Origin of the sequence: Dyadobacter sp. CY345, assembly GCF_021502725.1 — a bacterium.
In the GTDB taxonomy this organism is placed as follows: Bacteria; Bacteroidota; Bacteroidia; order Cytophagales; family Spirosomataceae; genus Dyadobacter.
Genome location: NZ_JAKFFS010000004.1, coordinates 161,237 through 185,941, shown reverse-complemented (window position 1 = coordinate 185,941; position 24,705 = coordinate 161,237). Strand labels below are relative to the sequence as shown.

Below are 24,705 nucleotides of genomic sequence, written 5' to 3'. Positions count from 1 at the left end.
CTTCTATTTGAAGCCAGTCAGATTTTGGGTATTATTTCTGAGTTATTTAATGCGTTATTCCTGTTTAGAAATATGGATTGGCATTTTGAATGTATTATTCGATTTGTCTTTCTCCTTATAAATCCCTGTCGGATCAACCTCGATTTCCAGAACGTAATCTCCTGACTTCAATCCTTTTGGCAAAGAAACTGACTGCCCTTCATACATCATTCCGTAGGTATCATAACCGCCGACACTAATACCTTGTTTCAAAGATTTACAATCCACATAATTTCCTAATCCATAATTAGTAAGATTCTGATCGCCATAAGACTTGCCGTTCAGGACACATAGACTGTCATTATTATTACAAATTCCGGAATCGAACAGGCAGTAACTAACCTTGCTTCCTTTCGAAACAAGCTCTCTTTTAGTCACTTTTCCCTTTTTATTTTTGATTTCCTTAATAACCCGGAATTCGACCCAGTCATCTACGTGATAGTGATTATGCCCAGGTTTATCATCGAAATAATTTGTTCCGGCAACTCGATCCTGCCATTCCATTTTATTTCCGTTTTTCTTATAAACACGCTGATTTATCTGTTGTCTCGGATGTGTTTTATCCTTACAAATCACCGTAGAATCTTTCACTTCCTCACTTCCGCAATACCATTTATTGTTACCAAAAGCTTCCATCGGACCGGCTCCGATATTGGCGATAGATGCTGCCAGGCGCAATTGGCCAGGATAATATGGGTCATTCCATGGATATTCCTTAACCTGATCAAGGGTTAGTCTGGAAAGTATTACCAGATCAGGAAGCAATTCGCAGTCAGCACTTCCATCGGCGCATTTGCAGGCAGTTCCGTCTTCCAGCGAACAAGGGCTTACATCGGTATTTGGTGTAGGATTTTTACTAAATTCCAGTGTAACAAAATTCACTGCGCCTCTTTCACCGGTTCGTAAATCCTGCACCATTAGATACCAAATTCCATTTGGATTTTGGCCATTGTTCAAAAATGTCATTCTTCCGTCAGGAATATACTCTCCTGTAAATGGTGCTTCCGCCTGATGTATGTAACCCGAAAATCCATTAGACCGGAAGCAGGTATTGGTATAATGTCTGCCTTCGTCTCTTCCATTACGGTTTGTTAACCAGATGCTTGTGCCATCGGGACTTATTAATTCAATTTTCAGATCCGATACTCTCGGGTGCAGAATGGTAAAGCAAATCTTAGAAATCCCGAAATTTTCATTGATTTTGGAATCGAGTCCTTCGACTTTTACCGGAAAAGAATCTATCTTAAATCCTCCTCTGAAATCATGAATCGGACCTCCTCCTGCATAGAAACTTTGTGCTTCTGAGGTAAAGGCCACACTTACAAGAAGTATGACCAACGCAAAAAAATTCGATAAATTAAAACGAGAAAAAACTTGGGTCTTACACTCACTCATTGTACTCTGATTCTGATAGAAAGGGCTTGTAGATATATTAAGTCAATAAACATACGATAATTGTCTCAGTTTTTCTACAAGCCCCAGGGATTACGCTAGTCAATCTATTAACGGGTGCTGGAAATGTTTTTGTTATGGTGAATAACTTGATACAAAGCTAATTGGCTGGATTAACTATATTGTTAGAACGAACTGGAAATGCACACGTATTTTTTAAATTGGATCGTAGAATTAATTTAAAAATTATATAATACCTACTTAACCTCATTACGTACAACTAATGGCAGTATACGTAGCTTAAAATAGTCCAATAATTGTAAAAATTTAATTCTGCGTAGAAGTGTTTATAACTACTTCTAAAATGTCAGGCCGCATTCAGTTAAAAAAGAAAACCGTACCTTTGTGGGAAAATTAATAACCTACCGTGATGAAAATTCAAGATGCCAGATATGTGATGAGCAATTCTGATTATGAGAAATGCCCTAAGCCAGATTTGCCGGAATATGCCTTCATTGGACGGTCTAACGTTGGAAAATCCTCCTTAATTAATATGCTGACAGGGAAAAAGGCGCTTGCCAAAACTTCTCAGCAACCAGGAAAGACTCAGCTAATTAATCATTATTTTATCAACGACAACTGGTATCTGGTCGATTTGCCTGGTTATGGTTATGCCAAAGTAAGCAAAACAGAAAGGGAGAAATGGGAGAAAATGATCGGTGATTATCTTCATAACAGGTCCAATCTGGTATGTACTTTTGTTCTAATTGATATTCGACACGACGCCTTGGCTGCTGACCTGGAATTTATGGAAGAACTAGGGCAGGGCGGCATACCTTTTCATATTATTTTTACGAAAGCAGATAAGCTGAAACCATATCAGCAGGAAGCTCAGGTGACAAAATATAAGGAAAAACTGGCAGAAATTTGGGAAGAAATCCCTCCGATGTTCGTTACATCAGCGGAAAAAGGAGAAGGGAGAGAAGGAATTCTGGCAACAATAGAATCTTATAATCAAACGTTTGAGAAAACGAACATTGAATAAGGTTGCTTACCGACCGATCTTTCCGTTATTTTGCGGAAATTTTAAATTATCATCAATAGTTATCGTAGAGTCACTCACGTTTTTGTGAAAAGTTACCAAAAATTGACTGAGGTATCTGCTTTATCTTTATGATATGAATCGACTTTAAATAAAGAGACCACTAATAGCACAAACAAAAGGATGAGCGAGAAAGTAGAATCAACAGGAATGGAATTGTTGAAAGAGATAGCAAACGTTTCAGGAAAAGGCGGGTTGTTCCGTATTTTGAAACCAAGCCGCGCAGGTGTCATTGTAGAAAGCCTGGATGAAAAACATGAGAAGTCATTGATAGGGCCAACTGCCCGTGTTTCTGTTTTGAAAGACGTTTCTATATTTACTGAGGGAGAAGAGGAATCAGTTCCATTAGCGGATGTTTTTGTAAAAATCAGAGAAGTACATGGCGAGCAGGTTGCATTGCAGATCAAAAGTTCGTCGGACAAAGATCTTATCGAATTTTTAAATGAGATCCTTCCTGATTTTGATCGTTCAAGAGTGTATGTATCGGATATCAAAAAAGTGATTACCTGGTATAACTTATTATCTAAATATGTTCCTGAATTATTTGTAGCCGGCGAATCAGCTGCAACGGAAGAAGTGGAAGACGCAACAGAATCCGTTGAAACTCCAAAAACTGAGATGTAATTCAGCAACAAATATGAAGCAAAAACCCTGTCGATAGATGGGGTTTTTGCTTTATCTTTTCGATCGATTTTTATTTATGACAGAACTTTCCCACTACATAGACCACACACTGCTATCCCCAACAGCCAGCGAAACAGATATTCGCAAATTGTGTGAGGAAGCCTGGATTCACCAGTTTAAAGGCGTTTGCGTAGCACCGGGATATGTCGGCTATACTGTGGAGATGTTTGAATTTTGTCCGGTAAAAATTGGAATTGCTACTGTAATCGGGTTCCCACTCGGATATTCCACAACGGAAACGAAGTTATTTGAAGCTCGGAACGCGTTAGTTAACGGTGCAACTGAGCTTGATGTAGTAATGAATGTCTCTCGGTTTAAGTCCATGGCTTACCTGAGCATTCGGGAAGAACTTAGGCAACTGGCCGAGATCGCTCACGCTGGTAATGCGCTGCTTAAAGTAATTATTGAAACGGCATATCTGGATTCCTTCGAACTTTATACGGCTTGTGAAATTTGTGCAGAATCGAAAGTGGATTTTGTAAAAACATCAACAGGCTTTGCACCAAAAGGCGCTGAAATTGAAACGGTAAAAAAAATGCGTGCTATACTTCCGGCTGAGATCAAAATTAAAGCTTCCGGTGGTATTAAAACACGAGAGCAGGCCATTGCTTTTATTGAAGCAGGCGCTGACCGGATCGGTACGTCTTCCGGAGTTGCGATCGTTACCGGACAATGAAACCGAGGGTTTTATTGCTCAGTACTGTCCATCCGGCTACTGATCCTCGAATTATTTATAAGATAGCGCCTTCACTAACACCCTTTTACGAAGTGATTTGTGCGATTCCAGGCGCGAATAATCATGACAAGGATGAAAAAATCCGGTTTGTAATTTTGCCTCGTTTTCGAAGACTATTGCCTAGAATATTATTTTGTTATCCGGTTTTACTTTGCAAATGTTTACTTTTTCGTCCTGCAATTGTTCATATATTTGTGCCGGAATTGATACCAGCGGCATTTTTATTTAAAATGCTGGGAGCAAAAGTAATTTACGAGGTTCAGGAAAATCTTTACAAAAAGTTTTCGATTAAGCGATATAACCAGGCGATCGTTTACCGCCGTTTATTCAAAATTTTTGACGGGTATGCCCGTAAGAAATTTTATTGCGTTTTTACCGAAGATGCTTATTTAGAGGAATATAAAAATCTGCCTCTACCTCATGCGATTATTCATAACTACGTTTCCGTAGCTTTTGTCGATTCTCATGCTGAAAAAGAGGGGGTGTTGAAATCTCCTCCTGTATTTTTTTATTCTGGTGTAATCTCAATGGAGCGATCCTTTGACACACTCGTTGAAGCATTAGCCTTATTGAAAATAAAACATCCTGAATTTCAGGTCCATTTATTTGGAAAAGTTCAGTTCGACTGGCATGAAGCTGAAAACTTACCTCATTTTGAAAATGTTAAAGAGCATTTGACATTTCACGGATATACTGACCTTCGGGAAATAATATGGTATGCAAGTGGCGCCACGGCAGGGATAGCATTACTAAAACCAGTTGCAGACTATCCGGATTCATATACTACAAAACTGTTTGAGTATATGGCTTTGAATTTGCCGGTAATTACTTCCGATTTCCCGTTGTACAAACAGGTGGTGGAAACCTCAGGATGTGGGTTTTGTATTTCGCCTTATGATGCTAAAAAGCTTGCAGAGAAATTCGAATGGCTGATCGAAAATCCCTCATTGGCGAAAGCAATGGGACAGCGTGGAAGAGTCTCGGCGGAAAAGCACTATAACTGGATAAGTGAGGAACGGATTTTGCAGTGTTTTTACAAAAATTTATTGAAATCTTAAAAAACAGAATTTTTAACTACTTAAATTATTTGTATAATTTTATAAACTTATTATTGAATTGTTCAAATATTAAGTACTATGCTTTCTACGAAATATTTAACTTTCGGAATTAATCAGAATAGTAGATTGCGAAGTCAACTTCTCAACCATGTATATTAATACACTCAGTCATTATCTACCAAGTGAAGTAATTGGTAATGAATATTTTACAAATCTTAATAACCTGTCCAGCGAATGGATTGTTGAGCGCACGGGAATTTACGAACGCCGCAAAGCTGCACAAGGAGAGAATACTTCGACCATGGCTATTGAAGCCGTCAAGCTATTGCTAGAGGATAATATACCATTTAGTAAAAATGAAATTGACTTAATCGTTGGGGGTACTTATACTCCATACGATACCATAGTTACCGTTGCACATGCCGTTCAGCATCATTTAGCACTTCCGGATATCCCGGTAGTAACAATTTCTTCTGCTTGTTCATCGCTTTTAAACGCCATTGAAATTGTTGAAGGTTACTTCGCGATGGGTAAGGCTTCGAAAGCGTTGGTTATTGTTTCGGATCATAACACTGCATACTATAACGAAAGCGATACAGTCTCCGGGCATTTGTGGGGAGACGGAGCTTCGGCAATGCTGATCTCCAAAGAAAGGCAGTCTGAATCGGATATGGAGATAAAAAAACTGATCACCGGCGGAGCTGCAACGAGCGGTAAGGCTGTTGAAGCAGTCGTGCTTCGTCCGAACGAACGTGGCGTTATCATGCCGTTTGGAAGAGATGTTTTCCAGAATGCATGTATCTATATGCCAAAAGTTAGCCAACAAGTTTTACAGGCTTGCGGAATGACTATTGATGATCTGGACTATCTGATCCCTCACCAGGCCAATCATCGTATCAGTCTGAACGTGATTAATACATTGGGAATTCCTGCGGAAAAATTGATTTCTAATATTCAGTATTTGGGAAATACCGGATGTGCTGGCTGCGCCATTGCTCTTTCTGAAAACAGATCAAGATTTGAAAAGGGCCAGAATATCGTGATCACCGTTTTCGGTGGCGGATACTCCTACGGAGCTATGTTAATTACTATCTAGAAATTTTCATTGCTTCAATTTTGCATAAAAAAAGCCTTGCAGATCTGATTTTCATCAAATCTGCAAGGCTTTCATATTTTTTGCCTGTTTTAGTTTGTTTCAGAAACAGAATATTTCGAAGGTTTCCAGCTATTATTCTGCGGGTTAATATCCGGAAGCTGGTGATCAGGATCAATCGTCACCGATTTTAGCGGTTGTTGCGTATCCACTTTGAAAGTCCACTTTCCGCCGCGCTGCCAAATTTCCACAGGTAATTCAACACGCGTTTTCTTGCCACTCACTTCCTCTACGTCAACTTTCGCAGGCATTGCAAACTGATCCAGATTCTCGATCGTGATAACAGATCCCTTTGAAGGATTTTGTTCGATGTATGCAACGTCTTTCACACTTTGGTCCAGCTTATAATTTTCAAAGAACCAGCCTTTCCAAAACCAGCCAAGATCTTCTCCGGCTGCGTCTTCCATGGTGCGGAAGAAATCATAAGGCGTCGGATGTTTAAATGCCCAGCGTTTTACATAAGTATGAAACGCATAGTCGAAACGATCTTTTCCTAACACTTGCTCACGTAACATTTTCAAACCAATCGCCGGCTTGTAGTAAGCTTCCCAACCAAGATTTGCAGCCTGAACCACATCCGGAATTGTCATAATCGGATCAGCTTTATCACGGAAAATAATCGGCGCCAAACGGTGCAGGTCATTCATCTGAACGTCTTTATACTCGCCGTTATTGAAATTATCCCCGGAAAGGAAATTAATAAATGTATTAAATCCTTCATCCATCCAGGCATATTTTCTTTCGTTGCTACCAACAATCATCGGGAACCAGTTATGTCCAAATTCGTGATCCGTAACGCCCCATAAATCATCCTTACGACTTTTGCTGCTACAAAAAACGATACCCGGGTATTCCATTCCGCCTACTATTCCCGCCACGTTTGTTGCAACCGGATAAGTGTATTCATGGATATAATTAGAATAAAATTCGATACATCCTTTCACGTACTCAGTTGAACGTCCCCAGCCATCTTTTCCACCGTCTTCGGCCGGATAAGCCGATTGCGCCAAAGCCGTTTTTCCGTTTGGAAGATTCATACGGGCAGCATCCCAGACAAAAGCTTTCGAAGTTGCCCAGGCGATATCGCGTGACTGAAGACATTTAAATTTCCATGTAAGCGTTCCTGACTGTTTTGGACGCGAAGCAGGATTTGTAACTTCTTCTGCCGTACGGATCATTACAGTCTGGTCACTTTTTGCAGCATCAGCCAGACGTTTTCTTTGCTCAGCTGTAAGAACCTCACCAGGATTTAACAATTCACCTGAACCAACAACAATATGGTCCCAAGGCACAGTAACCGCGTATTCGAAATCTCCATATTCAAGGTAAAACTCGCCAGCTCCAAGATAGGGAAGCACGTTCCAGCCTTCGATATCGTCAAAAACCGCCACGCGTGGATACCACTGAGCCATTTCGTAAACAATACCATTTTTCGTTTCCAGTGTCCCCATACGGTCTGAACCATATTCAGGAATTTTGAAAGAATAAGCGATTTTGATTTTTATAATTTCGCCATTCGCTTTCACCGGAGTAGCCAGGCGAATTTGCATGCGCGTATCTGTGATGATAAAATTAGCATCCGTCGCTTTTCCGCCTCCCTGTTGCACGGAAACAGTTTTGATAGCATCGCCGCCATTAAAACCATTGTTTCCAAACCTTCCGCCAGTGATAGCCGTTGTCTTGCCTCCGCGGGAATCATTATTAAACGCATTCTGATCCAGTTGCAGCCACACAAATTCCAACGCCTCAGGGGAGTTATTTTTGTATGTAATTTCTACATCTCCCGAAACAGTTTTTTCTTGTTCATTTAAGGCTACGTTGATCTTATAATCAGCGCGATTTTGCCAATAGCGAGGGCCGGGAGCACCGCTTCCTGTACGATATTCACTACCTGGCTGGAAATTAAACAAAGGGTGAAAAAGTACATGCGCATCGTACTTCGGTTTGTCCGCTTCCTGAGCGAAGACACTTAAAGAACCCAGGCACAAAACTGCCATGAGCTTTAAGCGATTTGATATGATCTTCATTCGTATTGTTTAAAGTAAAATATGTATTTTAAACGAGCAATATACGGCTTTTCGCCTTTTCTCATATTAAAAAGTTTCATTTTTGCTATTCATTGGCAAATTTTATAAACTTCGTTTTTCTATCAAAACCCAGTTTATGCGCCAGCGCCTTTCAGTTGATGCTTATTTAGAAGGAATTCTTTCCGGAGACAGAGTTATCCTGAGCCGGGGTATCACCTTGATAGAAAGCAAGCTCAAAAATGATCGCCAACTCGCAGGAGAATTATTAAATAAACTTCTTCCAGCGACTGGAAAATCACTTCGGATCGGAATTACTGGCGTTCCTGGTGTCGGGAAAAGCTCATTTATTGAAACTTTTGGCAAACACCTGACGAGCCTTGATAAAAAGATCGCTGTACTTACCATTGATCCTTCCAGCAAAAAATCCGGGGGAAGTATTCTCGCCGATAAAACACGGATGGAAAATCTTGCACACGACCCACTGGCTTATATTCGTCCTTCCGCTTCTGGCCTGTCCTTGGGTGGCGTGGCGAGAAACACCCGGGAGACCATGTTGTTATGTGAAGCGGCCGGATACGAAATTATTATCATCGAAACTGTGGGTGTCGGACAATCAGAAACTTTAGTCCGCGGCATGAGCGATTTTTTTTTATTACTTATGCTGGCCGGTGCAGGTGACGAATTGCAGGGGATAAAAAAAGGTATCATGGAAATGGCGGATGCAGTAGCGATCAATAAGGCGGACGGGAAAAATAAGGTTGCTGCTCAGCAAGCCGTTGGCGAATACCAGAAGGCGCTTCATTTGTTTCCAAAATCAGACTCGGAATTTGCAACGCACGTAGTAACCTGTTCTGCGCTGGAAAATACAGGAATCTCTGAATTGTGGGAGCTGATCCGGGAATATCAAAATCTTACGACCAAAAATGGTTTTTTTGAAAAAAATCGTCGAAATCAGAATCTGGAATGGATGCATGATCATATCAGACAAACGCTGGTAGATCAGTTTTACGAAAACGCTTCAATGAAAAAAGCCTTAAAAAGCACAGAAAAATTGGTTTCAAATGGAAAAGAATTACCATTGGCAGCAGCCCAAAGAATGTTAGAGATTTTTTTGAAAACCAAAAGCTAAATATTATCACCTCAATATTTTGACTGTAAACATCTTAATTTTATAATCAGGACAATTTTTACAGTAAGTTTGAAGTTGAATATCATGTTAAGTCTTAATCCATAATCTCCTTTGCGATGAAATTTTTTAACCTGTTGGGCAAAACGGCCTTTTTGTCATTTCTTCTTCTTGCGTTTGTTTTTGTTTCTTGTAAAGATGACGACGAGGAAACGCCTGTAACTGTCGATGATAATGAAATTGTTGGCAGATGGCAATTGACCGATGTTCAGCCAGAAAATGCTTCGACCAGTATTCCTGCGTTAGCTTTGCTTCCAACTGCTGCTCCGTGTTACAAAGATTTGAAATTCACTTTTACTTCTGACAACAAAGTAACTCTTTCAGATTGTGACGCAGCCGTAGCGTTAGTCGGAGCTTTTATTAATATTGCAGCTGATACCAAATGGCAAGTAGAAACCGGCAAACTTACATTGACGAACGGGTCCACCAGCAATACCTTCGGATTGACTCAAAACCCGAATGACATGAAAATTATAGTGAATACCAACACATCAGGAACAGGAACTCCTGTCAATGCTGTGATGAGTCTGAAGAGATTGTAATAGAAAATATTTCACAAAAAGATAACCGGCCTGCGAATTACAGACCGGTTATTTTTTTATTCAGCTACTATTAGATTGGCAGTTATTTAACTTGAATGATCACAGATAATGAGCCATTTTCCTTTAATTTTTTTCCAAAGTAAGGTATAATGTCCTCCAATATCGCCTTTCTCAGGGCGCGTCAAATTCCATTTTCCTACCAGAAATGCCACGTCTTTTGAAGGAAAAGTCAGATTGATAAATTCGAATTTTAGCGTGCCCATCGAAGCGCGATCCGGATAACGTTTCAGATAGTTTTCGTAGGTTTGATTATAACCATAAGTCACTCCGCCTTTTCCCACAAACATCAGCGAGTCCGATTCCCAGTAACCTTTCATAAATGATTTTACATCGCCACGGTTCCAGTCTCCGTTCTGGCGGTTGAGGATTCCATAAATTTCTTCCTGATCTGCCTTCGACTGCGCTGTGGCAAAGTAGGTGCTTGATAATAGAAGTAAGGTCAAAACACAGTTTCTCATATTTTTTACGGATTTTTGTAGAAAGTTCTTTCGTTTAAAGATACAGGAAAGATTCATTTTGAAATTGATTCTGCCCTAAATGTATCAGGAACTACTGTTTACAAATAATTGACTAGCAAAATGAGCATGTTTGATGATATATTTAAAAAGCTGGACCGCCAGAAATATCCGTTTATCGATGGCTTGTACTACCTGTTTATTATCATATTTATAGGCATACTCTTTTTATTTTTCGCTTGATCCGTGGCTGATTCTTACTTATTTATCATAAATCCAAGCTCCGGTACTTCAATCGGACAGCACCCGGAAAAAATTTCCAAGGCAATTAAGAACTTTGTAAATTCTAAGGGAGGAGCGGCGCAGATTTTTTTCACAGAAGGTCGCGGGCACGCCACGACGTTGGTGAAAGAAAATATTAACAGATTGAAATGGAAAGCAATAGTTGCTGTCGGCGGTGACGGAACGGTTAACGAGGTGGCGAAGGGATTAGTGAACCGTTCAACGCCACTCGGCATTCTAGCATTAGGCTCCGGTAATGGACTTGCCCGTCATCTGGGATTGCCTCTAACACTGGACGCTGCGCTGGAAAAGCTGTTTTCGGGTTCAGTCAATACCATTGATTCGGCTGAACTTAACGGAATTCCTTTTTTCTGTACCGCCGGAATGGGCTTTGACGCATACGTTGGAGATTTATTCAGCAAAGAGAATTCACGCGGACTTGCTACTTATTTGAGTGTTTCCCTCAAATCCTATTGGAATTATGAACCTCAGACCTATAAATTGAATGGGAAAAAGATAGAAGTTTTTTCGCTTTCATTTGCGAATGCAGGCCAATACGGCAACAATGCGTGGGTGGCTCCGCAAGCAAGCGTGTATGACGGAAAACTTGATATTTGCACAATCATTCCATTCCCAAAATGGTATGGGTCCAATTTGACTTACAGGCTTTTTACGAAGCAATTGAAACCATCAAAATATATCTCCTATCAACTTGCACAAGACGCAGTGATTGAAGCTGACAAGCCACCTATGATCCATTATGATGGTGAACCTTTGCAACTTGAAACGACCCGGATCGAAGTGAAAGTCAAACCTAAAAGTTTGAGGGTTATCATTTAAACCGGTTTAGAAAAATTAAATTGACAATTTTCTTATGTCTAAAAAGAACCGCTCAGGCATTATTTATTCAACCAACCCTGATTTCGAGTATGCTGATTCCAGTCAGGACGAACCTGAAACATTGGCACCAGCCCAACAAGATCTACGCGTTTGGGTGGACAGAAAAGGTGGTGGAAAAGTGATTACCGTTGTTAAAGGATTTATTGGTACTAATGCCGACCTGGAAGCACTCGGAAAACAAATTAAAGTATTATGCGGAAGCGGCGGCGCAGTGAAAGAAGGTGAAATCCTCATTCAAGGCGATCACCGGGAAAAGGTAATAACCTGGCTGACCGGGAAGAATTATAAAGCAAAAAAAGCAGGGGGGTGATTAGTTTTGAATGTTAGAATGATAGAATGATGGAGGTAGCAACTCATTCTATCATTCTAACATTCAAAATTACAATACCTTCGTCGTGTCAATTTCCGTCGGCTGCTCAGGCTGCACTTTTGGGAAATTATTTGGATTTTGGGTTGCACCCCCTCCACCAGACAATACTTCTACGTTGGTCACAAAAAATTTGGTATCTCCGTTCCAGGGAAGTGTAAAGAATTTTTCTTCGTAGGTAAGCGATACGCGGTGACCGCTTGCGATCGCTTCTTCAAGTTTTGTAATGGCGTCTTTATTCTTTCCACTTACTGAGAAAGTCCATTCAGATGCATTCAACGAGCCGTCTCCTTCATACAGACCGCCCATTTTTAATTCTCCTTCGTAGGTTTTAAACAGATAACCTTTATTGCTTAGGCGGGTAATAAATCCGCCGCGTTTTCCTTCACTGTAATATCCAAAAGTCAGATAATATAGCGCTCCAAAAACAACTGCCAGGAGAACAAGAATGATAACCCATTTACGCATGATTAGTTAGTCGGTTAAAAAGTTTGTGTGATATTTAAAGCAACTTCGTAAAACTGAATGATTTTTCCTATCCTTATTTCGCCCGGATCGCAATAACAGGATCCATACGTGCGGCAAGCATGGCCGGAATAATTCCGGATAACACGCCGATAACGCAGGAAACTCCCAGGCCAAGGATGATATTTCCAGGTGTCAGGATAATCACAAGCGTGCCGAGCTGCATAAACGAAAGCAAGTATACAAGAAATATACCAACCAACCCTCCTACCAAACTTAACATCACTGCTTCGAACAAAAACTGGCAAAGAATTGAATAATTTTTCGCGCCAAGCGACTTCTGGATACCGATCAGGTTGGTTCTCTCTTTCACCGAAACAAACATAATATTTGCAATACCAAACCCTCCTACCAATATTGAGAAACTACCAATAACCCACCCGGCAAGCGATAATACTGAAAATAATCCTGACACTGCCTGCGCAGCAGCTTCCGGTTTGTTGATTGAAAAATTGTTATCATCTCTCGGTTTTATACCGCGCTTGGTACGCATTAACCCGATTACCTCAGCCTCCACTTCTTTCATACCTTCATCGCTTTCAAAAGCTTTCACGACAATATCAGGATCGGGCCGGCCGGATTGGAACATTTTTGCAAAGGAACCATAGGTGATAATGCATTTTTTATCAGGGTTTCCGCCGAAGTCGACCAGGCTTTCGCCCTTTTTTACCTGTACTCCAATAACCGTAAATTTATTTCCGTTCAACTTAAAAATTTTCCCCTCAGCGACCTGATTGGGGTAGAGTGCCTGGGCAATATCGGCACCGATAATCGCGACATTTCTCGCATTGGTAGTTTCCATCGGCATGAAATAACGTCCGGATGCCAAAGGCACTTCCGAGATTTCACTGTATTCATATGAAACTCCCTGAATCAGTGCATCAATGCTGCTGGATCCATTTTTCAAGGTAATGCCTCCTTTGAAATCCATTACCGCGACGGCACTGGCATTTTCAAGATTGTCATATAAATATTTATACTCGGAGTTTGACGGACTGGGCCACTGAAAATATTTCCACCACTGATATTCCCCACCAAAACCCCAGGGCCATTTTTGTACATACAAAACCTTATCGCCTATCGCGCTCATACTGTCACGAATACTTTTTTCAAGAGAATCAACAATCGTAAAAACGGCGACGATTGCGAAAATCCCTACCGTAACCCCCAGGAGAGATAAGGTGGTACGTGTAATATTGGATTGAAGCGCTTGCCAGGCAAAGCGGAAACTTTCATAAATCTGCCGTAAAAATTTCATAATAACCGCATTGTCTAGATTTTTGATGCCTTGCTTTGAAATCGAAAAGTTAGTAGTAAACGATCTGTCTCAGAAACAAATTAGTATAAAAGGTATTCTGAGCGTTTGAGTAGTGAAATATACCATAATCAATACTAAAATCCCCGGAAATAATTTCAAATATCCAAGTTGATACTACTCCTCTTATTTTCATTTACTAAATTACATTTACAATCTCTGATCACCAAAATATGAATATACGCTACACCCTTGCCCTATCATTTTCAATGCTTTCCGGATTTTTGGCGGCTCAGCAGCCTGTTCAGGAAACGAAAGGTTTTTATCAGTTCCTTACCGACGACCCTAATCAAAAGCCATTTTACAACGACCGTCAGGGAGTTTTTGCAAAAAATGGTATTGTCGCCACAGCGCATCCCGAAGCTTCCAAAGTAGGTGTGGATATTTTAAAAGCTGGCGGAAATGCAATTGACGCGTCGATAGCTGTGACATTCGCATTAGCAGTTGTTCATCCCTCGGCCGGGAATATTGGCGGCGGTGGGTTTATGGTTATTCGCGATAAAGACGGAAGAAGTTCCAGTATCGATTATCGTGAAAAAGGTCCTTCAAAAAGCAACAGGGATATGTACCTGGATAAGGATGGAAATGTTATTCCTAAACTAAGTATTCTCGGCCGGCTTGCTTCCGGCGTGCCTGGGTCTGTGGATGGGATGGTTGAGGCGCACACCCGCTATGGAAAACTGCCATGGAAAGATCTTTTACAGCCTGCAATTGATTTGGCCAATAAAGGTGTGATACAAACTGAACGAGAGGCACGAGGATTAAATGCGGTAAAAAAAGATCTGATAGCACTCAATCCTGAAAGTAAATATTTCCAGCGTCAGGACGGAAAAGACTGGGCAGCGGGAGACACGCTGGTTCAGAAAGATTTGGGAAAAGTTTTGAGCAGGATACAGAAAAAAGGCCGTAAAGGTTTTTATTCAGGAAAAGTGGCCCGACTTCTTGCCAAGGAAATGAAATATAAAAAACAGGGAATTATCAGTAAAAAAGACCTTGCTGAATACCACGTAAAATGGCGTGAAACAATTTCAGACAGTTACAAAAATTACAAAATCATCACCATGGCGCCGCCGTCAAGCGGAGGAATTGCATTAATCCAGCTATTGAAACTCACAGAACCTTATCCTTTGAAAAAATGGGGATGGCATACGGATTCTACCGTTCAGGTAATGATTGAAGCTGAAAGGAGAGTTTACGCAGACCGTGCCAAATTTCTGGGCGATCCGGATTTTGTAAAAATCCCAACGGAAACGCTGGTCAGCAAACCGTATCTTGAACAGCGCTGGAAAGATTTTGCATTTGATAAAGCGACTGATTCAAAAAATATAGCTGGCGGTGTTTTTCCAGGATATGAAAGCACAGAAACAACGCACTTTTCGGTGGTGGATAAAGAGGGAAATGCAGTGTCTGTGACGACAACCTTAAATGGTGGATATGGAAGCAGAGTTGTGGTAAAAGGCGCTGGTTTTTTCATGAATAATGAAATGGACGATTTCAGCGTGAAAGCTGGCGCGCCGAATATGTATGGTTTGATTGGAAACAAAGCGAATGAAATTGCGCCCGGCAAACGTATGCTTTCGTCTATGACGCCGACCATTGTGGAAAAGGATGGAAAGTTATTTATGGTGGTTGGGACGCCTGGCGGGTCAACGATTATTACTTCTGTTTATCAGACCATATTGAACGTCCTGGAACATGGTATGACCATGCAGCAATCGGTCAACGCTTTTAAGTTCCATCATCAATGGCTGCCAGACAAAACGGTATTTGAAGCGGGAGCATTTACCCCAAATACGATAAATAAATTGCAGAGCAGAAGTTATGTTATTGAACAGCAACGTAATTCTATTGGCCGGATGGATTGCATTTTAGTCCTCCCTGACGGCTCGCTCGAAGGCGGCTCAGATCCGAGAGGTGACGATACGAGCATCGGCTATTAATCGCTAAAAATCTAACGGGTCAGTTCTTCGATCAGCTTTTCATGCTGTGGAAAACTGGCCCGTAATTTTTCCCGCTCAGCCATTTCAAAATCTTCAAAATTAAATCCAGGAGCAACCGTGCAGCCAACCAGTGCATATTTACTTCCTGATGCCGGCCGGGATGCAAACCAGGTATTGGCCGGAACAACCGCCTGAAATGTTTCATCTTTGTCAGGATCATCGCCAAGCCGGATAATATCCAATTTTCCTGAAACCGGATAAATCACAAAAATCTCCAGCGCTTCGCCCTGATAAAAATGCCACATCTCATCAGACTTTATTTTGTGAAATGCCGAAAAATTATTCTTCTCTAACAGAAAATATATTCCGGTTGAAAATGATCGGTCACCCGTAAAACCTGCTGGCAAAGCGGTCTGTGGAATGTTCTCAAATGACCGGTATGTTTCGGCAAAAAAACCTCCCTCAGGATGTGGAGCCAGGTTATATTTCTCTACCCAGTAGCTTGCCTTTTTCATAGTTTAAAGATTTAGTTTTCAAAAGTAATTACTTTGATACCTGCTTTTTCAATAAGTCCGGTTTCCTCAGTTTTCTTGTTTGTTATCATCACGTCCAGCGAATCTAAAGGCGCGAACTGAAAATACTTATCTTTCCCCACCTTGGAAACATCGCAGAGCAAGTAAGAAATAGCAGAATTTGCAAACATTGCCAGCGTAATTCCTGCCTCAATTTCACTGAAAGCACTCAAACCATTTTCCACGGAAATACCATCAACACCAATAAAGGCGCGATCGGCTTTGTAACGGCTGATATGTTCTTCTGCGATTCGTCCATGCACGGCCTGCCGCTCAGGATCGATTTCGCCGCCAACCAGATTAATTTTTACTGACGAATTCATAAGCTCATAAACAATCGGAAGGGAATTGGTGATCACATGGATTTTTTTGTTTCGGATAAACTGGCATAACCTGAAAACAGTACTCCCGCAATCCATGAAAATAATATCTCCTTCCTGAATTTCTTTGGCCGCCAACCGGCAGATATTATCCTTATCCTCCACATTGATCGCCGCCTTGTTTGCAAAATGAAAAGGTGTTTTCGTCAGCTCGACTTTCATGATACCTCCATGCGTTCGATATACTAATCCGTCAGCCGTGAGGACTGTAAGGTCGCGGCGTACGGTAATTTCTGAAATAGCCAGTTCATCAGCCAGTTCTTTCACAGTCACCTCTCCCCGCTCTTCAAGAATATTTAAGATAATATTTTTTCTCTTTTGAAAATTCATAAGTTTTTGTACATTTGATCAAATATAATCATTTTAAATCAAAAACGATCAATTAGCCATGAATGAAAAAGTCAATCTTGTTTCCGAAGAAATCCTGTCAGACAACTGGTATACACTGAGAAAATTCACCTTTGACTACCAGCTTGCTGACGGAAGCTGGGAACGTCAGTCGCGGGAAGCCTATGACCGCGGAAACGGTGCTACCATTTTGTTGTACAATAAAGAAAAACAGACGGTCATTCTGACAAGACAATTTCGCTTGCCAACATATACCAACGGAAACCAAACCGGAATGCTGATCGAAGCATGTGCCGGATTGCTCGATAAAGATAATGCAGAAGATTGCATCAAAAGAGAAACTGAGGAAGAAACCGGTTATAAACTTAAATCGGTTAAGAAGATTTTTGAAGCCTATATGTCGCCGGGATCCGTTACTGAAATACTTTATTTCTTTGTAGCGGAATATTCTGCTGATATGAAAGTAGGCGACGGCGGAGGCTGCGAGACTGAACAGGAGAATATCGAGGTGATGGAAATTCCTTTCAATCAGGCTATTCAAATGATAAGTTCAGGCGAAATCAAGGATGGAAAAACAATAATGCTTCTGCAATACGCGCAGATCCATAACCTGGTATCATAAAAAAGACAGAAGAGAAAATTCTCTTCTGTCTTTTTTGACTTTCAATTTTATTACTGCGCTGCTGGCGTTACACCCGCAACATCACCCGTTTCTGTTGTTGTATGCGCTGTATCCGTAGTACCCGCAAATTTATCAATCAGATCTTTCAGGAATTTTTCTGCATCCGGAAAATTGGATTTTATCGCCTCTGATCCTTTTGTCTTCAATTCCTGAAAATATTCAGGAGCTTTATCCACCGCTCCTTCGGCTTCTGCTTTCAGATCGCTGGCTTTGGTTTTCAGATCTTCCAGAAGTTTTTCCCCTTCTTCAGTCTGAAGATACTTATGGGCTGCTACTCCGGCTGCTGCGCCGAGAATAAAAGTAGCCAGGTGTTTTGCGTTGATGCTCATCGTTTTAAGTGGTTCGTTATTGATAAGTGAATATACAATAAATAAGCAACTAACTGATTAACAAATATTATTCCACCTTACTTAATCTCAAAAGCAGCCTGCATACGATAGCTTAGTTTTATTTTCTGGTACTCAACACTGCTATCTTGCACCATATCAGCAGATTCCATCCCACCCATTACGCGCATAGCTGCCTTCGCATACATCGGCTGAGGATAATTGATATTGTCTTCTACTTCTCTGATCTCTAAAACCTGCCCTAATTTCTGGTCAACGGCTTCGAGCAAATAAGTCGCCTTGTCCTTGGCCGATTTTAGCGCATTAATCTTAACCTGTTTCTTGAATTCTTCTTTCTTAGAATGGTCAACGCGGGCAACATTAGCATACTGCACACCACGGCTTTCCACTTTTGACAAGATTACGTCAAGTTTATCTGCACGATCCACTTTCAGCTCATACTGTTTGGCTTCAAGGAAAGTGGCAGGTTTTTTCTTTTTCTCAGTATAGTTCTGATAGCCACCCAAACCACTAATCGACAAAGCTTCTTTCGGTAATCCAGCGTCTGCTACCGCTTTGATCAGCTGTTTTTCCAAAGTTGTGATATTCACTTTATCCTTTTGGTTTTTCTCATCATTGAAATATTCCCTTAATGAAACGCTAAAATAAATTTCGTCCGGAACTACTTCCAGTTCTGCAAAACCTGCTACTTCAATTTTTCTGGTTGGCGGTGTTACTGACACAGTGGCGGTTTGTGAAAATGAAGGGAATAAAATGGCTCCCATTAAAAACGAACTTAAAAGAATGACTTTTTTCATGGCCTGGTAAAAAATGAATGTTTAAAAATTAAAAAATCGCTTTTGCATAAAGTTTGTGATAAACGCTGTGACAAAATCCATATTGCAAACACGATGTTTAGATGAAGGGATTTGTGTAAAGTTTAATCTTGCTGATAGTAATTCACACTTGTTAACAGTTCCCACTAAGTAAAATTGGCATATATGGAATCCATAATGCGTATAAAATGCTGATAATCTGCTTCATCCAGATCTCCCCACCCTTTTCTTCGGATCTCGGCAACAATTGGAAAAGCTTCGTTATAAGTTTTCTGTCCTTTTTCTGTCAGGAAAAGATTGAATTTTCTTCGGTCGCCTGCCGCCAACCCGCGTTCAACGAGTCCTTTTTTTTCTAATAAATCAATAATCCTGGTGACTGTCGGCGGATCCTTGAAGGTAAGTTCAGCCAAACCATTCTGGCTGATACCCTGCTCGCGATAAATATGGTCAATTAGAACCCATTGATCAACCGTCAGATCAAAACCTGCTTCGATCAATTGTTTCTGCAAAGCGTTACGGATTTTTTTGATTGTGGTGTCAATCTTAAAGAAGTAGGCGCGGTGGTCGGAATGATGCGTCATAACAATGCTGGTATATGTCCAATACGAATTATTTATTTACTAACAGAAGGCAACCCAATTATTCGTCTACTAATAATTGAAGGGCAAATATTACAGAAATTTTAGTCTTTCTATCAAATGGCTGAAAATTCATTCAAACATTTCTCCATTATACATTAAAATTTTCAACCGAAGTGTCTTTTCAAAACTATCTTATACAAAAAAAACCAGGCAACTTTTCGTTTTGCCTGGCTTTTGATTTTTGAATCTATTTTCTTGAAATACTAAGCTGAATTTCTGGCTGCATTAATGATTCCAAACATTGCGCGCATAATTAGCTGATTGTATGTTTCAACGTCAACCGGCAAAGTTTTTGGATCTTCCGCCAGCATTTGCAACGCATACTGCTGAATGGTGATCAATGGCAATACAATACGCTCACGGATTTTGATTGAGACTTTCGTTACGTTATTACTATCAAGAAGTTCTTTCTGCTCCGACACTTCAAGCAGAGAATCCAGCGTCAATTTAAATTCTGCGTACATTTTATCCCAGAATTCCTTATAATCTTCCTCATCACGGAGATATTTGGTCGCAGGGAAAAATGCCTTTGAAAGTGACTGCATCGAGTTTTCGATCAACGTACGGAAGAATAATGATTTCTTATACAGATCCTTTATTTCCTCCTTTTTACCATTTTTCGAAAGTTCCTGGATTGCGGTACCAAATCCATAAAAACCTGGTACATTTTGCTTCATTTGCGCCCATGAACCCACAAACGGAATGGCACGCAAATCTTCGAATTTCAAACCTTCATCGTCATTTCCACGTTTGGTTGGACGGCTTCCGATATTGGTTTGACCATAAAAACGAAGCGGCGTTTTCTTATCCAGATATTTTACAAACATCGGATGGTTTTTCAGATCAAGGTAAGAATTGTAAGCGGCAGTCGCCATTTCTTCCAATAATTCCTTATCCTCCGGACTCAGTTCCTCTTCTTTTCTATCGCCTCTGAAAAGGTGATTTTCCAGCCCCGCCGTGAAAAGTCTTTCCAGGTTGTACATAGCTGTCGTCACCGTTCCATAATTCGAACTGATTGTCTGCCCTTGAACTGTCAGCTGGATTTCTTTGTCTTCAATATCTTTTCCAAGAGATGAATAGAAGTTATGGTTGTTTCCGCCACCACGTGCCGGAGGACCTCCACGGCCATCAAAAAACGTAACCTTAATTCCAAACTCTCTGGATACTTTTGTCAACTCTTCCTTAGCCCGATAAATGGACCAGTTAGCCCGCAAGTATCCGCCATCTTTTGTTCCATCAGAAAAACCAACCATAATAGTCTGGTGGTTTTCACGTTTCGACAAATGATTTTTATAGTATTCGTTGGTATAAAGCGTCCGCATAATTTCGGGCGCATTCGCTAAATCGTCGACCGTTTCGAACAACGGAACAACGTCAAGCGGCAAGTATCCACTTTCGTCTGCGATCAGATTTTTTGCCAAAGCTACCACCTGCATCACATTCAGCGCCGAAGTATTATTGCTGATCACGTAACGGTGAGCACCTTGTTCGCCATTAATCCCCTGAATTGTCTTGATCGCTTTTATCGAACCAAGAATATCTTTGGTCAGCTCATCTTCATAATCTTCAACACGCAACGGAATATTCAAGGACAAAAGCAAATCGATTTGTTTGCTTTCTTCCCAATTTTCGTAATCGCTGTATTTCAGTAATGGAATTTTCTTTTCAAGTCTTTTCAGAATATCTTCCCAGGCTTTACCGTGTTTGCGGCTATCCTGACGGACATCAAGACTTGCGAAGAAGAATCCGAACAGATTTAATTTCAGAATAAAATTGTCAAGAAGCTCAACAAATAATCCCTGATGCTTATCTACGAGCACGACCCGCGCAAGCAAAAGTTCATCAATTAATTCCTGAGCGTTGTTATATCCTTCTTCGGTCGGCCCAAAAATCGTGCTGTTCATCTTACGCTCAGCAACAGAAATCGTATCCTCAACACCTTTAAATGTTAGGCGACGTTTCAAATTACGGATGTCACGATAATAACTGCGCAACAATGTTTCACGCAAACGGTCCGCAACTTGTATGGTCGTATCAGCGTTGACGAACGGATTACCGTCACGGTCACCTCCGGGCCAGAAGCCCAGACGGAAAACATTTGGATACGGCCAGTCATGAACGCTCATGCCCAGACCGTTGATCAGTTTGACAAGAATCGCCGGAATGGCATCATAATATACATTTTCAAGGAACCAGCACAAACTTACCGCCTCATCAAAGGGAGTAGGTTTTTCATGATTAATGAAGGCAGTTTTTCCTAATTGCAGCAACAACTGGTTCACCTCTGTAAAATCATTAACCTTGATTGAATCTTCAAGATCGTTGATAATACCCAATACCTTACCAGAATAAAACTGTGTCGGATGCGCTGTTAACACAATCCTTACACTGAAATCTTCCAGTTTATTCAGAAGTTTTTGCTTTAAGGATTCATTGTCCAGGCGATCTGTCAGATACGTCACAGATCCTTTGCCATTCAGTTCATGCGTCTGATCGAAAGCTGCATCTTCCACTGAATCGAACAAAACGACCTGCCTTTCAATATATTGAATGAAAGCAAAAAGGAGATCTGTACGTTCTTTCGCCGTGGCGGTGACCAACAATTCTTCAAAAAACAGCTCAATAATCTGCTTCGGCGATTTTCCTTCCTGAAATCCAACTTCACTATGCTGCGTTAATAACGGAAGCAACGAGCCTGTCTGGAAGATACCGCGATACGGCAAACTCAGAAATAGGCTATTGAAAATATTGTACTTAGTTACAACTACGTCCTGGAAACTGTTATTCATAATAGCGTGACAAAATTTTATTTTGAGACCGGCAATGTAGAACAAATATACCTGAAAAAATCGGTATCAGGCCTTTGGATGGGCTTGTTGGTGTGTTTTTTTAAGTTTTTCTATGGAATTATGTGTGTAAATCTGAGTAGCAGCCAGATTTGCATGACCCAGCAATTCTTTGATCGCATTCAGATCGGCGCCGCGATTCAGCAAATGTGTCGCGTAAGTATGCCTTAAAACGTGAGGACTTTTCTGCTGTAAAGTGGTAACTTCGGAAAGGTATTTTTTAACGGTTCGCTGTATAAAAACCGGATAAGCAGGTTTGCCCGCGTCTGTTAAAATGAGCGCCTGGGTCGGCTCTTCGGGGGATCTGTAAATAAGATATTGTTTCAAAAAATCGACAAGCAGGCTCGAAATTGGTATCAGGCGCTCCTTGCCCCGCTTCCCGGTCACCCGGATGATGCGCGCTTCGAGTTCAAGGTTTTTTAGTTCAAGATCAATTAATTCAGAAAGACGGATACCGGTTCCATATAACAGCTCCATAATGACACGGTCGCGGCAGCCTGTAAAATCATCCGTAAATCCCTCTGAATCAAAAAGTGATTCCATGGCCTTTTCGTCCACAAAGGCAGGCAGTTTCCGGCGCATTTTCATGGACGTCAAGATTCCGGAGGGATCTTTTGTAATAAACTTTCGTCGACGGAGAAAACTATAATAAGATCGCAAAGAAGCCATTTTGCGATTGATCGATGTGGGATTTAATTTCTCTTCCATCAAACTGACAATCCAGGATCGAAGCATTACCGAGCTTGCAGTTTCCGGCTTGTCCAGTTCGTATTGAAACAGCAAATATTTTCTAAACTGGTCCAGGTCAGTTCGGTAAGATATTACCGTATGTTCGCTGGACCGTTTTTCAAATTTAAGGTATTCCAAAAATGGCTCTATCATGCCCCTAACGTACAAAAAAGGGCCATCTTATACAAGATAACCCTTTCCTTAATGTTATTGCAAGGGATATAGTTATCCCACCCTACTTTTCAACAGAAAAACAATTCAAAAGAACTAGTCTTCCAGGTGACCGTAAGTTTTTTCTTTGTATACCGCACGCAAAACTTCGAAACGACGTTTTACAGAAGGCTTTTCGAATGCGGTACGAGAGCGAAGCTGACGCATTGTGCCAGTTCTTTCAAATTTCTTTTTGTAACGCTTCAATGCGCGATCGATCGATTCGTTGTCTTTAATGTTAATAATAAGCATGCTTATAAGATATAATGTTCTTTGAACTGGTTTTCTGAAATTGGACTGCAAAGAAAAGACTTATTAAACAGAAAATCAAGAAATAAGTCATTAAAAATTAGGTTATTTTTGCACCACGTCTATTATAATGAAGGGATTAACCCATTAACTACCGCCTATGAGCTCCCGATTGGGTATTATTGATTTAGGAACGAATACTTTTCATCTGCTTATTGTTGAAAAAAATGGTGAAAATATCACTACGCTTTTCCATAAAAGTCAGCCAACACAGATCGGACTTGGTGGAATCAACAAAAAACTGATCACAGACGAAGCGACACAACGGGCATTAAAGGTCCTTCGTATTTTCAGGGCACAGCTTGATGTTTTCGAAGTTTCAAAAGAAAATACTTTTGCTTTTGGGACCAGCGCAATAAGAAATGCAGAAAATCAGGATAGTTTTTGTACGAAAATTCTGAACGAAACCGGTATCAAAATAACGGTTATTGATGGAAATCAGGAGGCAGAATATATTTACAACGGTGTCCGGACGGGAGTAAATTTAGGAAAAGAGCCTTCGCTCATTATGGACATTGGCGGGGGCAGTGTAGAGTTTATAATCGGCAATGAAAAGCAGATATTCTGGAAGCAAAGTTTCGAGATCGGCGGACAACGTCTGATGGAAAAATTCATGAAAAACGATCCCATTTCTGAAAGCGAAAAGAAGCGTTTATACAATTATTTTGATGAAAATTTAATTCCCCTTGCCAACGCAGTGCATCAATATGCGCCGGTGAAACTTGTCGGCTCTTCTGGAACGTTTGACACACTGGTTGATATTGACTATCAGCATCGAACTGGCGAATGGCCTCCAAAAACGCAGACTGATTTCGCCCTGTCACCAGAAGAATTTTACCGAACTTATGCTTTAATTCTTTCCGGAAATCATGATGAGCGAATGGCTATTCCAGGCATGATCGCCCTTCGCGTAGACATGATCGTCGTTGCAGTATGCCTTGTCGATTATGTATTGAAAACGCATAAGATTTCACAGATTCAGGTTTCAAATTATGCTTTAAAAGAAGGCGTTCTGGCGAAATTGCTTGAACGCTGAAATTTCAGATAACATGTAATTAATAAA

Annotated in this window: 25 protein-coding genes; 12 read left to right on the top strand and 13 right to left on the bottom strand. The window is 40.8% G+C overall.

The window, feature by feature from the left end; all coding sequences use genetic code 11:
• Positions 1 to 54 precede the first annotated feature (54 nt).
• Positions 55 to 1,434, bottom strand: a complete 1,380-nt coding sequence (locus L0657_RS18020; protein WP_235152147.1) for a proprotein convertase P-domain-containing protein — start codon at positions 1,432 to 1,434, stop codon at positions 55 to 57.
• 427 nt (positions 1,435 to 1,861) lie between these two features.
• On the opposite strand from L0657_RS18020, the gene yihA reads away from it, so the two are divergent.
• The 5 genes from yihA to L0657_RS17995 all read left to right on the top strand — a co-directional run bounded on the left by yihA (position 1,862) and on the right by L0657_RS17995 (position 6,107).
• A complete protein-coding gene (gene yihA, locus L0657_RS18015; RefSeq protein WP_235152145.1) occupies positions 1,862 to 2,476 on the top strand; it encodes a ribosome biogenesis GTP-binding protein YihA/YsxC in 615 nt (204 codons plus the stop codon).
• Between the two features lie 180 nt (positions 2,477 to 2,656).
• Positions 2,657 to 3,157 carry a DUF5606 domain-containing protein gene (locus L0657_RS18010; RefSeq protein WP_235152144.1) on the top strand — a complete coding sequence of 167 codons (501 nt, stop codon included), beginning with the start codon at positions 2,657 to 2,659 and terminating at the stop codon, positions 3,155 to 3,157.
• A 76-nt stretch (positions 3,158 to 3,233) separates the two neighbouring features.
• Positions 3,234 to 3,893 carry a deoxyribose-phosphate aldolase gene (gene deoC / locus L0657_RS18005; protein WP_235152143.1) on the top strand — a complete coding sequence of 220 codons (660 nt, stop codon included), beginning with the start codon at positions 3,234 to 3,236 and terminating at the stop codon, positions 3,891 to 3,893.
• On the top strand, positions 3,890 to 5,011 hold the full coding sequence (locus tag L0657_RS18000; RefSeq protein WP_235152142.1) for a glycosyltransferase: 1,122 nt from the start codon (positions 3,890 to 3,892) through the stop codon (positions 5,009 to 5,011). The genes deoC and L0657_RS18000 overlap by 4 nt, the downstream gene beginning before the upstream one ends.
• A gap of 148 nt (positions 5,012 to 5,159) precedes the next feature.
• Positions 5,160 to 6,107, top strand: a complete 948-nt coding sequence (locus tag L0657_RS17995; RefSeq protein WP_235152141.1) for a 3-oxoacyl-ACP synthase III family protein — start codon at positions 5,160 to 5,162, stop codon at positions 6,105 to 6,107.
• Between the two features lie 89 nt (positions 6,108 to 6,196).
• On the opposite strand, the gene L0657_RS17990 is transcribed toward L0657_RS17995, so the two are convergent.
• Positions 6,197 to 8,191 (bottom strand): M1 family metallopeptidase, encoded by a 1,995-nt coding sequence (locus L0657_RS17990; protein WP_235152140.1) that lies wholly within the window; start codon positions 8,189 to 8,191, stop codon positions 6,197 to 6,199.
• Positions 8,192 to 8,327: 136 nt separating this feature from the next.
• On the opposite strand from L0657_RS17990, the gene meaB reads away from it, so the two are divergent.
• Together meaB and L0657_RS17980 are read left to right on the top strand one after the other, a co-directional pair.
• The gene (gene meaB / locus L0657_RS17985; protein ID WP_235152139.1) at positions 8,328 to 9,320 is read left to right on the top strand and encodes a methylmalonyl Co-A mutase-associated GTPase MeaB; all 993 of its coding nucleotides are present in this window, start codon (positions 8,328 to 8,330) and stop codon (positions 9,318 to 9,320) included.
• 116 nt (positions 9,321 to 9,436) lie between these two features.
• Complete coding sequence (locus L0657_RS17980) at positions 9,437 to 9,919, top strand: lipocalin family protein (protein WP_235152138.1); 483 nt, start codon at positions 9,437 to 9,439, stop codon at positions 9,917 to 9,919.
• 86 nt (positions 9,920 to 10,005) lie between these two features.
• Here the strand turns inward: L0657_RS17980 and L0657_RS17975 are convergent, their stop codons facing one another.
• Positions 10,006 to 10,437 (bottom strand): DUF4440 domain-containing protein, encoded by a 432-nt coding sequence (locus L0657_RS17975; protein WP_235152136.1) that lies wholly within the window; start codon positions 10,435 to 10,437, stop codon positions 10,006 to 10,008.
• Between the two features lie 243 nt (positions 10,438 to 10,680).
• Here L0657_RS17975 and L0657_RS28055 point away from each other — a divergent pair, with 243 nt between their 5' ends.
• Together L0657_RS28055 and L0657_RS17965 are read left to right on the top strand one after the other, a co-directional pair.
• Positions 10,681 to 11,556: a diacylglycerol kinase family protein gene (locus tag L0657_RS28055; RefSeq protein ID WP_235152135.1), complete on the top strand. Its 876-nt coding sequence runs from the start codon at positions 10,681 to 10,683 to the stop codon at positions 11,554 to 11,556.
• Between the two features lie 34 nt (positions 11,557 to 11,590).
• Positions 11,591 to 11,926, top strand: coding sequence for a translation initiation factor (locus tag L0657_RS17965; protein WP_235152134.1), 336 nt, complete (start codon positions 11,591 to 11,593; stop codon positions 11,924 to 11,926).
• 69 nt (positions 11,927 to 11,995) lie between these two features.
• On the opposite strand, the gene L0657_RS17960 is transcribed toward L0657_RS17965, so the two are convergent.
• Together L0657_RS17960 and L0657_RS17955 are read right to left on the bottom strand one after the other, a co-directional pair.
• Positions 11,996 to 12,451 carry a hypothetical protein gene (locus L0657_RS17960; protein ID WP_235152133.1) on the bottom strand — a complete coding sequence of 152 codons (456 nt, stop codon included), beginning with the start codon at positions 12,449 to 12,451 and terminating at the stop codon, positions 11,996 to 11,998.
• 73 nt (positions 12,452 to 12,524) lie between these two features.
• A complete protein-coding gene (locus tag L0657_RS17955; RefSeq protein ID WP_235152132.1) occupies positions 12,525 to 13,766 on the bottom strand; it encodes an ABC transporter permease in 1,242 nt (413 codons plus the stop codon).
• Positions 13,767 to 13,996: 230 nt separating this feature from the next.
• Between L0657_RS17955 and ggt the strand changes: the two genes are divergently transcribed.
• Positions 13,997 to 15,763, top strand: coding sequence for a gamma-glutamyltransferase (ggt, locus tag L0657_RS17950; RefSeq protein WP_235152131.1), 1,767 nt, complete (start codon positions 13,997 to 13,999; stop codon positions 15,761 to 15,763).
• Between the two features lie 11 nt (positions 15,764 to 15,774).
• On the opposite strand, the gene L0657_RS17945 is transcribed toward ggt, so the two are convergent.
• A complete protein-coding gene (locus L0657_RS17945) occupies positions 15,775 to 16,278 on the bottom strand; it encodes a cupin domain-containing protein (RefSeq protein ID WP_235152130.1) in 504 nt (167 codons plus the stop codon).
• 11 nt (positions 16,279 to 16,289) lie between these two features.
• Complete coding sequence (locus L0657_RS17940; RefSeq protein WP_235152129.1) at positions 16,290 to 17,045, bottom strand: DeoR/GlpR family DNA-binding transcription regulator; 756 nt, start codon at positions 17,043 to 17,045, stop codon at positions 16,290 to 16,292.
• Positions 17,046 to 17,103: 58 nt separating this feature from the next.
• Here L0657_RS17940 and nudK point away from each other — a divergent pair, with 58 nt between their 5' ends.
• Complete coding sequence (gene nudK / locus L0657_RS17935; protein ID WP_235152128.1) at positions 17,104 to 17,685, top strand: GDP-mannose pyrophosphatase NudK; 582 nt, start codon at positions 17,104 to 17,106, stop codon at positions 17,683 to 17,685.
• Positions 17,686 to 17,735: 50 nt separating this feature from the next.
• Here nudK and L0657_RS17930 read toward each other — a convergent pair whose 3' ends face one another.
• The 6 genes from L0657_RS17930 to rpsU all read right to left on the bottom strand — a co-directional run bounded on the left by L0657_RS17930 (position 17,736) and on the right by rpsU (position 23,585).
• Entirely contained in the window at positions 17,736 to 18,074 is a 339-nt protein-coding gene (locus L0657_RS17930; protein ID WP_235152126.1) for a YtxH domain-containing protein, read from the bottom strand.
• 77 nt (positions 18,075 to 18,151) lie between these two features.
• The gene (locus L0657_RS17925) at positions 18,152 to 18,889 is read right to left on the bottom strand and encodes an SIMPL domain-containing protein (protein WP_235152125.1); all 738 of its coding nucleotides are present in this window, start codon (positions 18,887 to 18,889) and stop codon (positions 18,152 to 18,154) included.
• A 164-nt stretch (positions 18,890 to 19,053) separates the two neighbouring features.
• Positions 19,054 to 19,488: a MarR family winged helix-turn-helix transcriptional regulator gene (locus L0657_RS17920; RefSeq protein WP_235152124.1), complete on the bottom strand. Its 435-nt coding sequence runs from the start codon at positions 19,486 to 19,488 to the stop codon at positions 19,054 to 19,056.
• A 263-nt stretch (positions 19,489 to 19,751) separates the two neighbouring features.
• Positions 19,752 to 22,337, bottom strand: a complete 2,586-nt coding sequence (locus L0657_RS17915; RefSeq protein ID WP_235152123.1) for a phosphoenolpyruvate carboxylase — start codon at positions 22,335 to 22,337, stop codon at positions 19,752 to 19,754.
• A 66-nt stretch (positions 22,338 to 22,403) separates the two neighbouring features.
• On the bottom strand, positions 22,404 to 23,276 hold the full coding sequence (locus tag L0657_RS17910; RefSeq protein ID WP_235152122.1) for a tyrosine-type recombinase/integrase: 873 nt from the start codon (positions 23,274 to 23,276) through the stop codon (positions 22,404 to 22,406).
• Positions 23,277 to 23,390: 114 nt separating this feature from the next.
• The gene (gene rpsU, locus L0657_RS17905; protein ID WP_090336895.1) at positions 23,391 to 23,585 is read right to left on the bottom strand and encodes a 30S ribosomal protein S21; all 195 of its coding nucleotides are present in this window, start codon (positions 23,583 to 23,585) and stop codon (positions 23,391 to 23,393) included.
• A gap of 157 nt (positions 23,586 to 23,742) precedes the next feature.
• Between rpsU and L0657_RS17900 the strand changes: the two genes are divergently transcribed.
• Complete coding sequence (locus tag L0657_RS17900; protein ID WP_235152121.1) at positions 23,743 to 24,678, top strand: phosphatase; 936 nt, start codon at positions 23,743 to 23,745, stop codon at positions 24,676 to 24,678.
• The last annotated feature ends 27 nt before the right edge of the window (positions 24,679 to 24,705 follow it).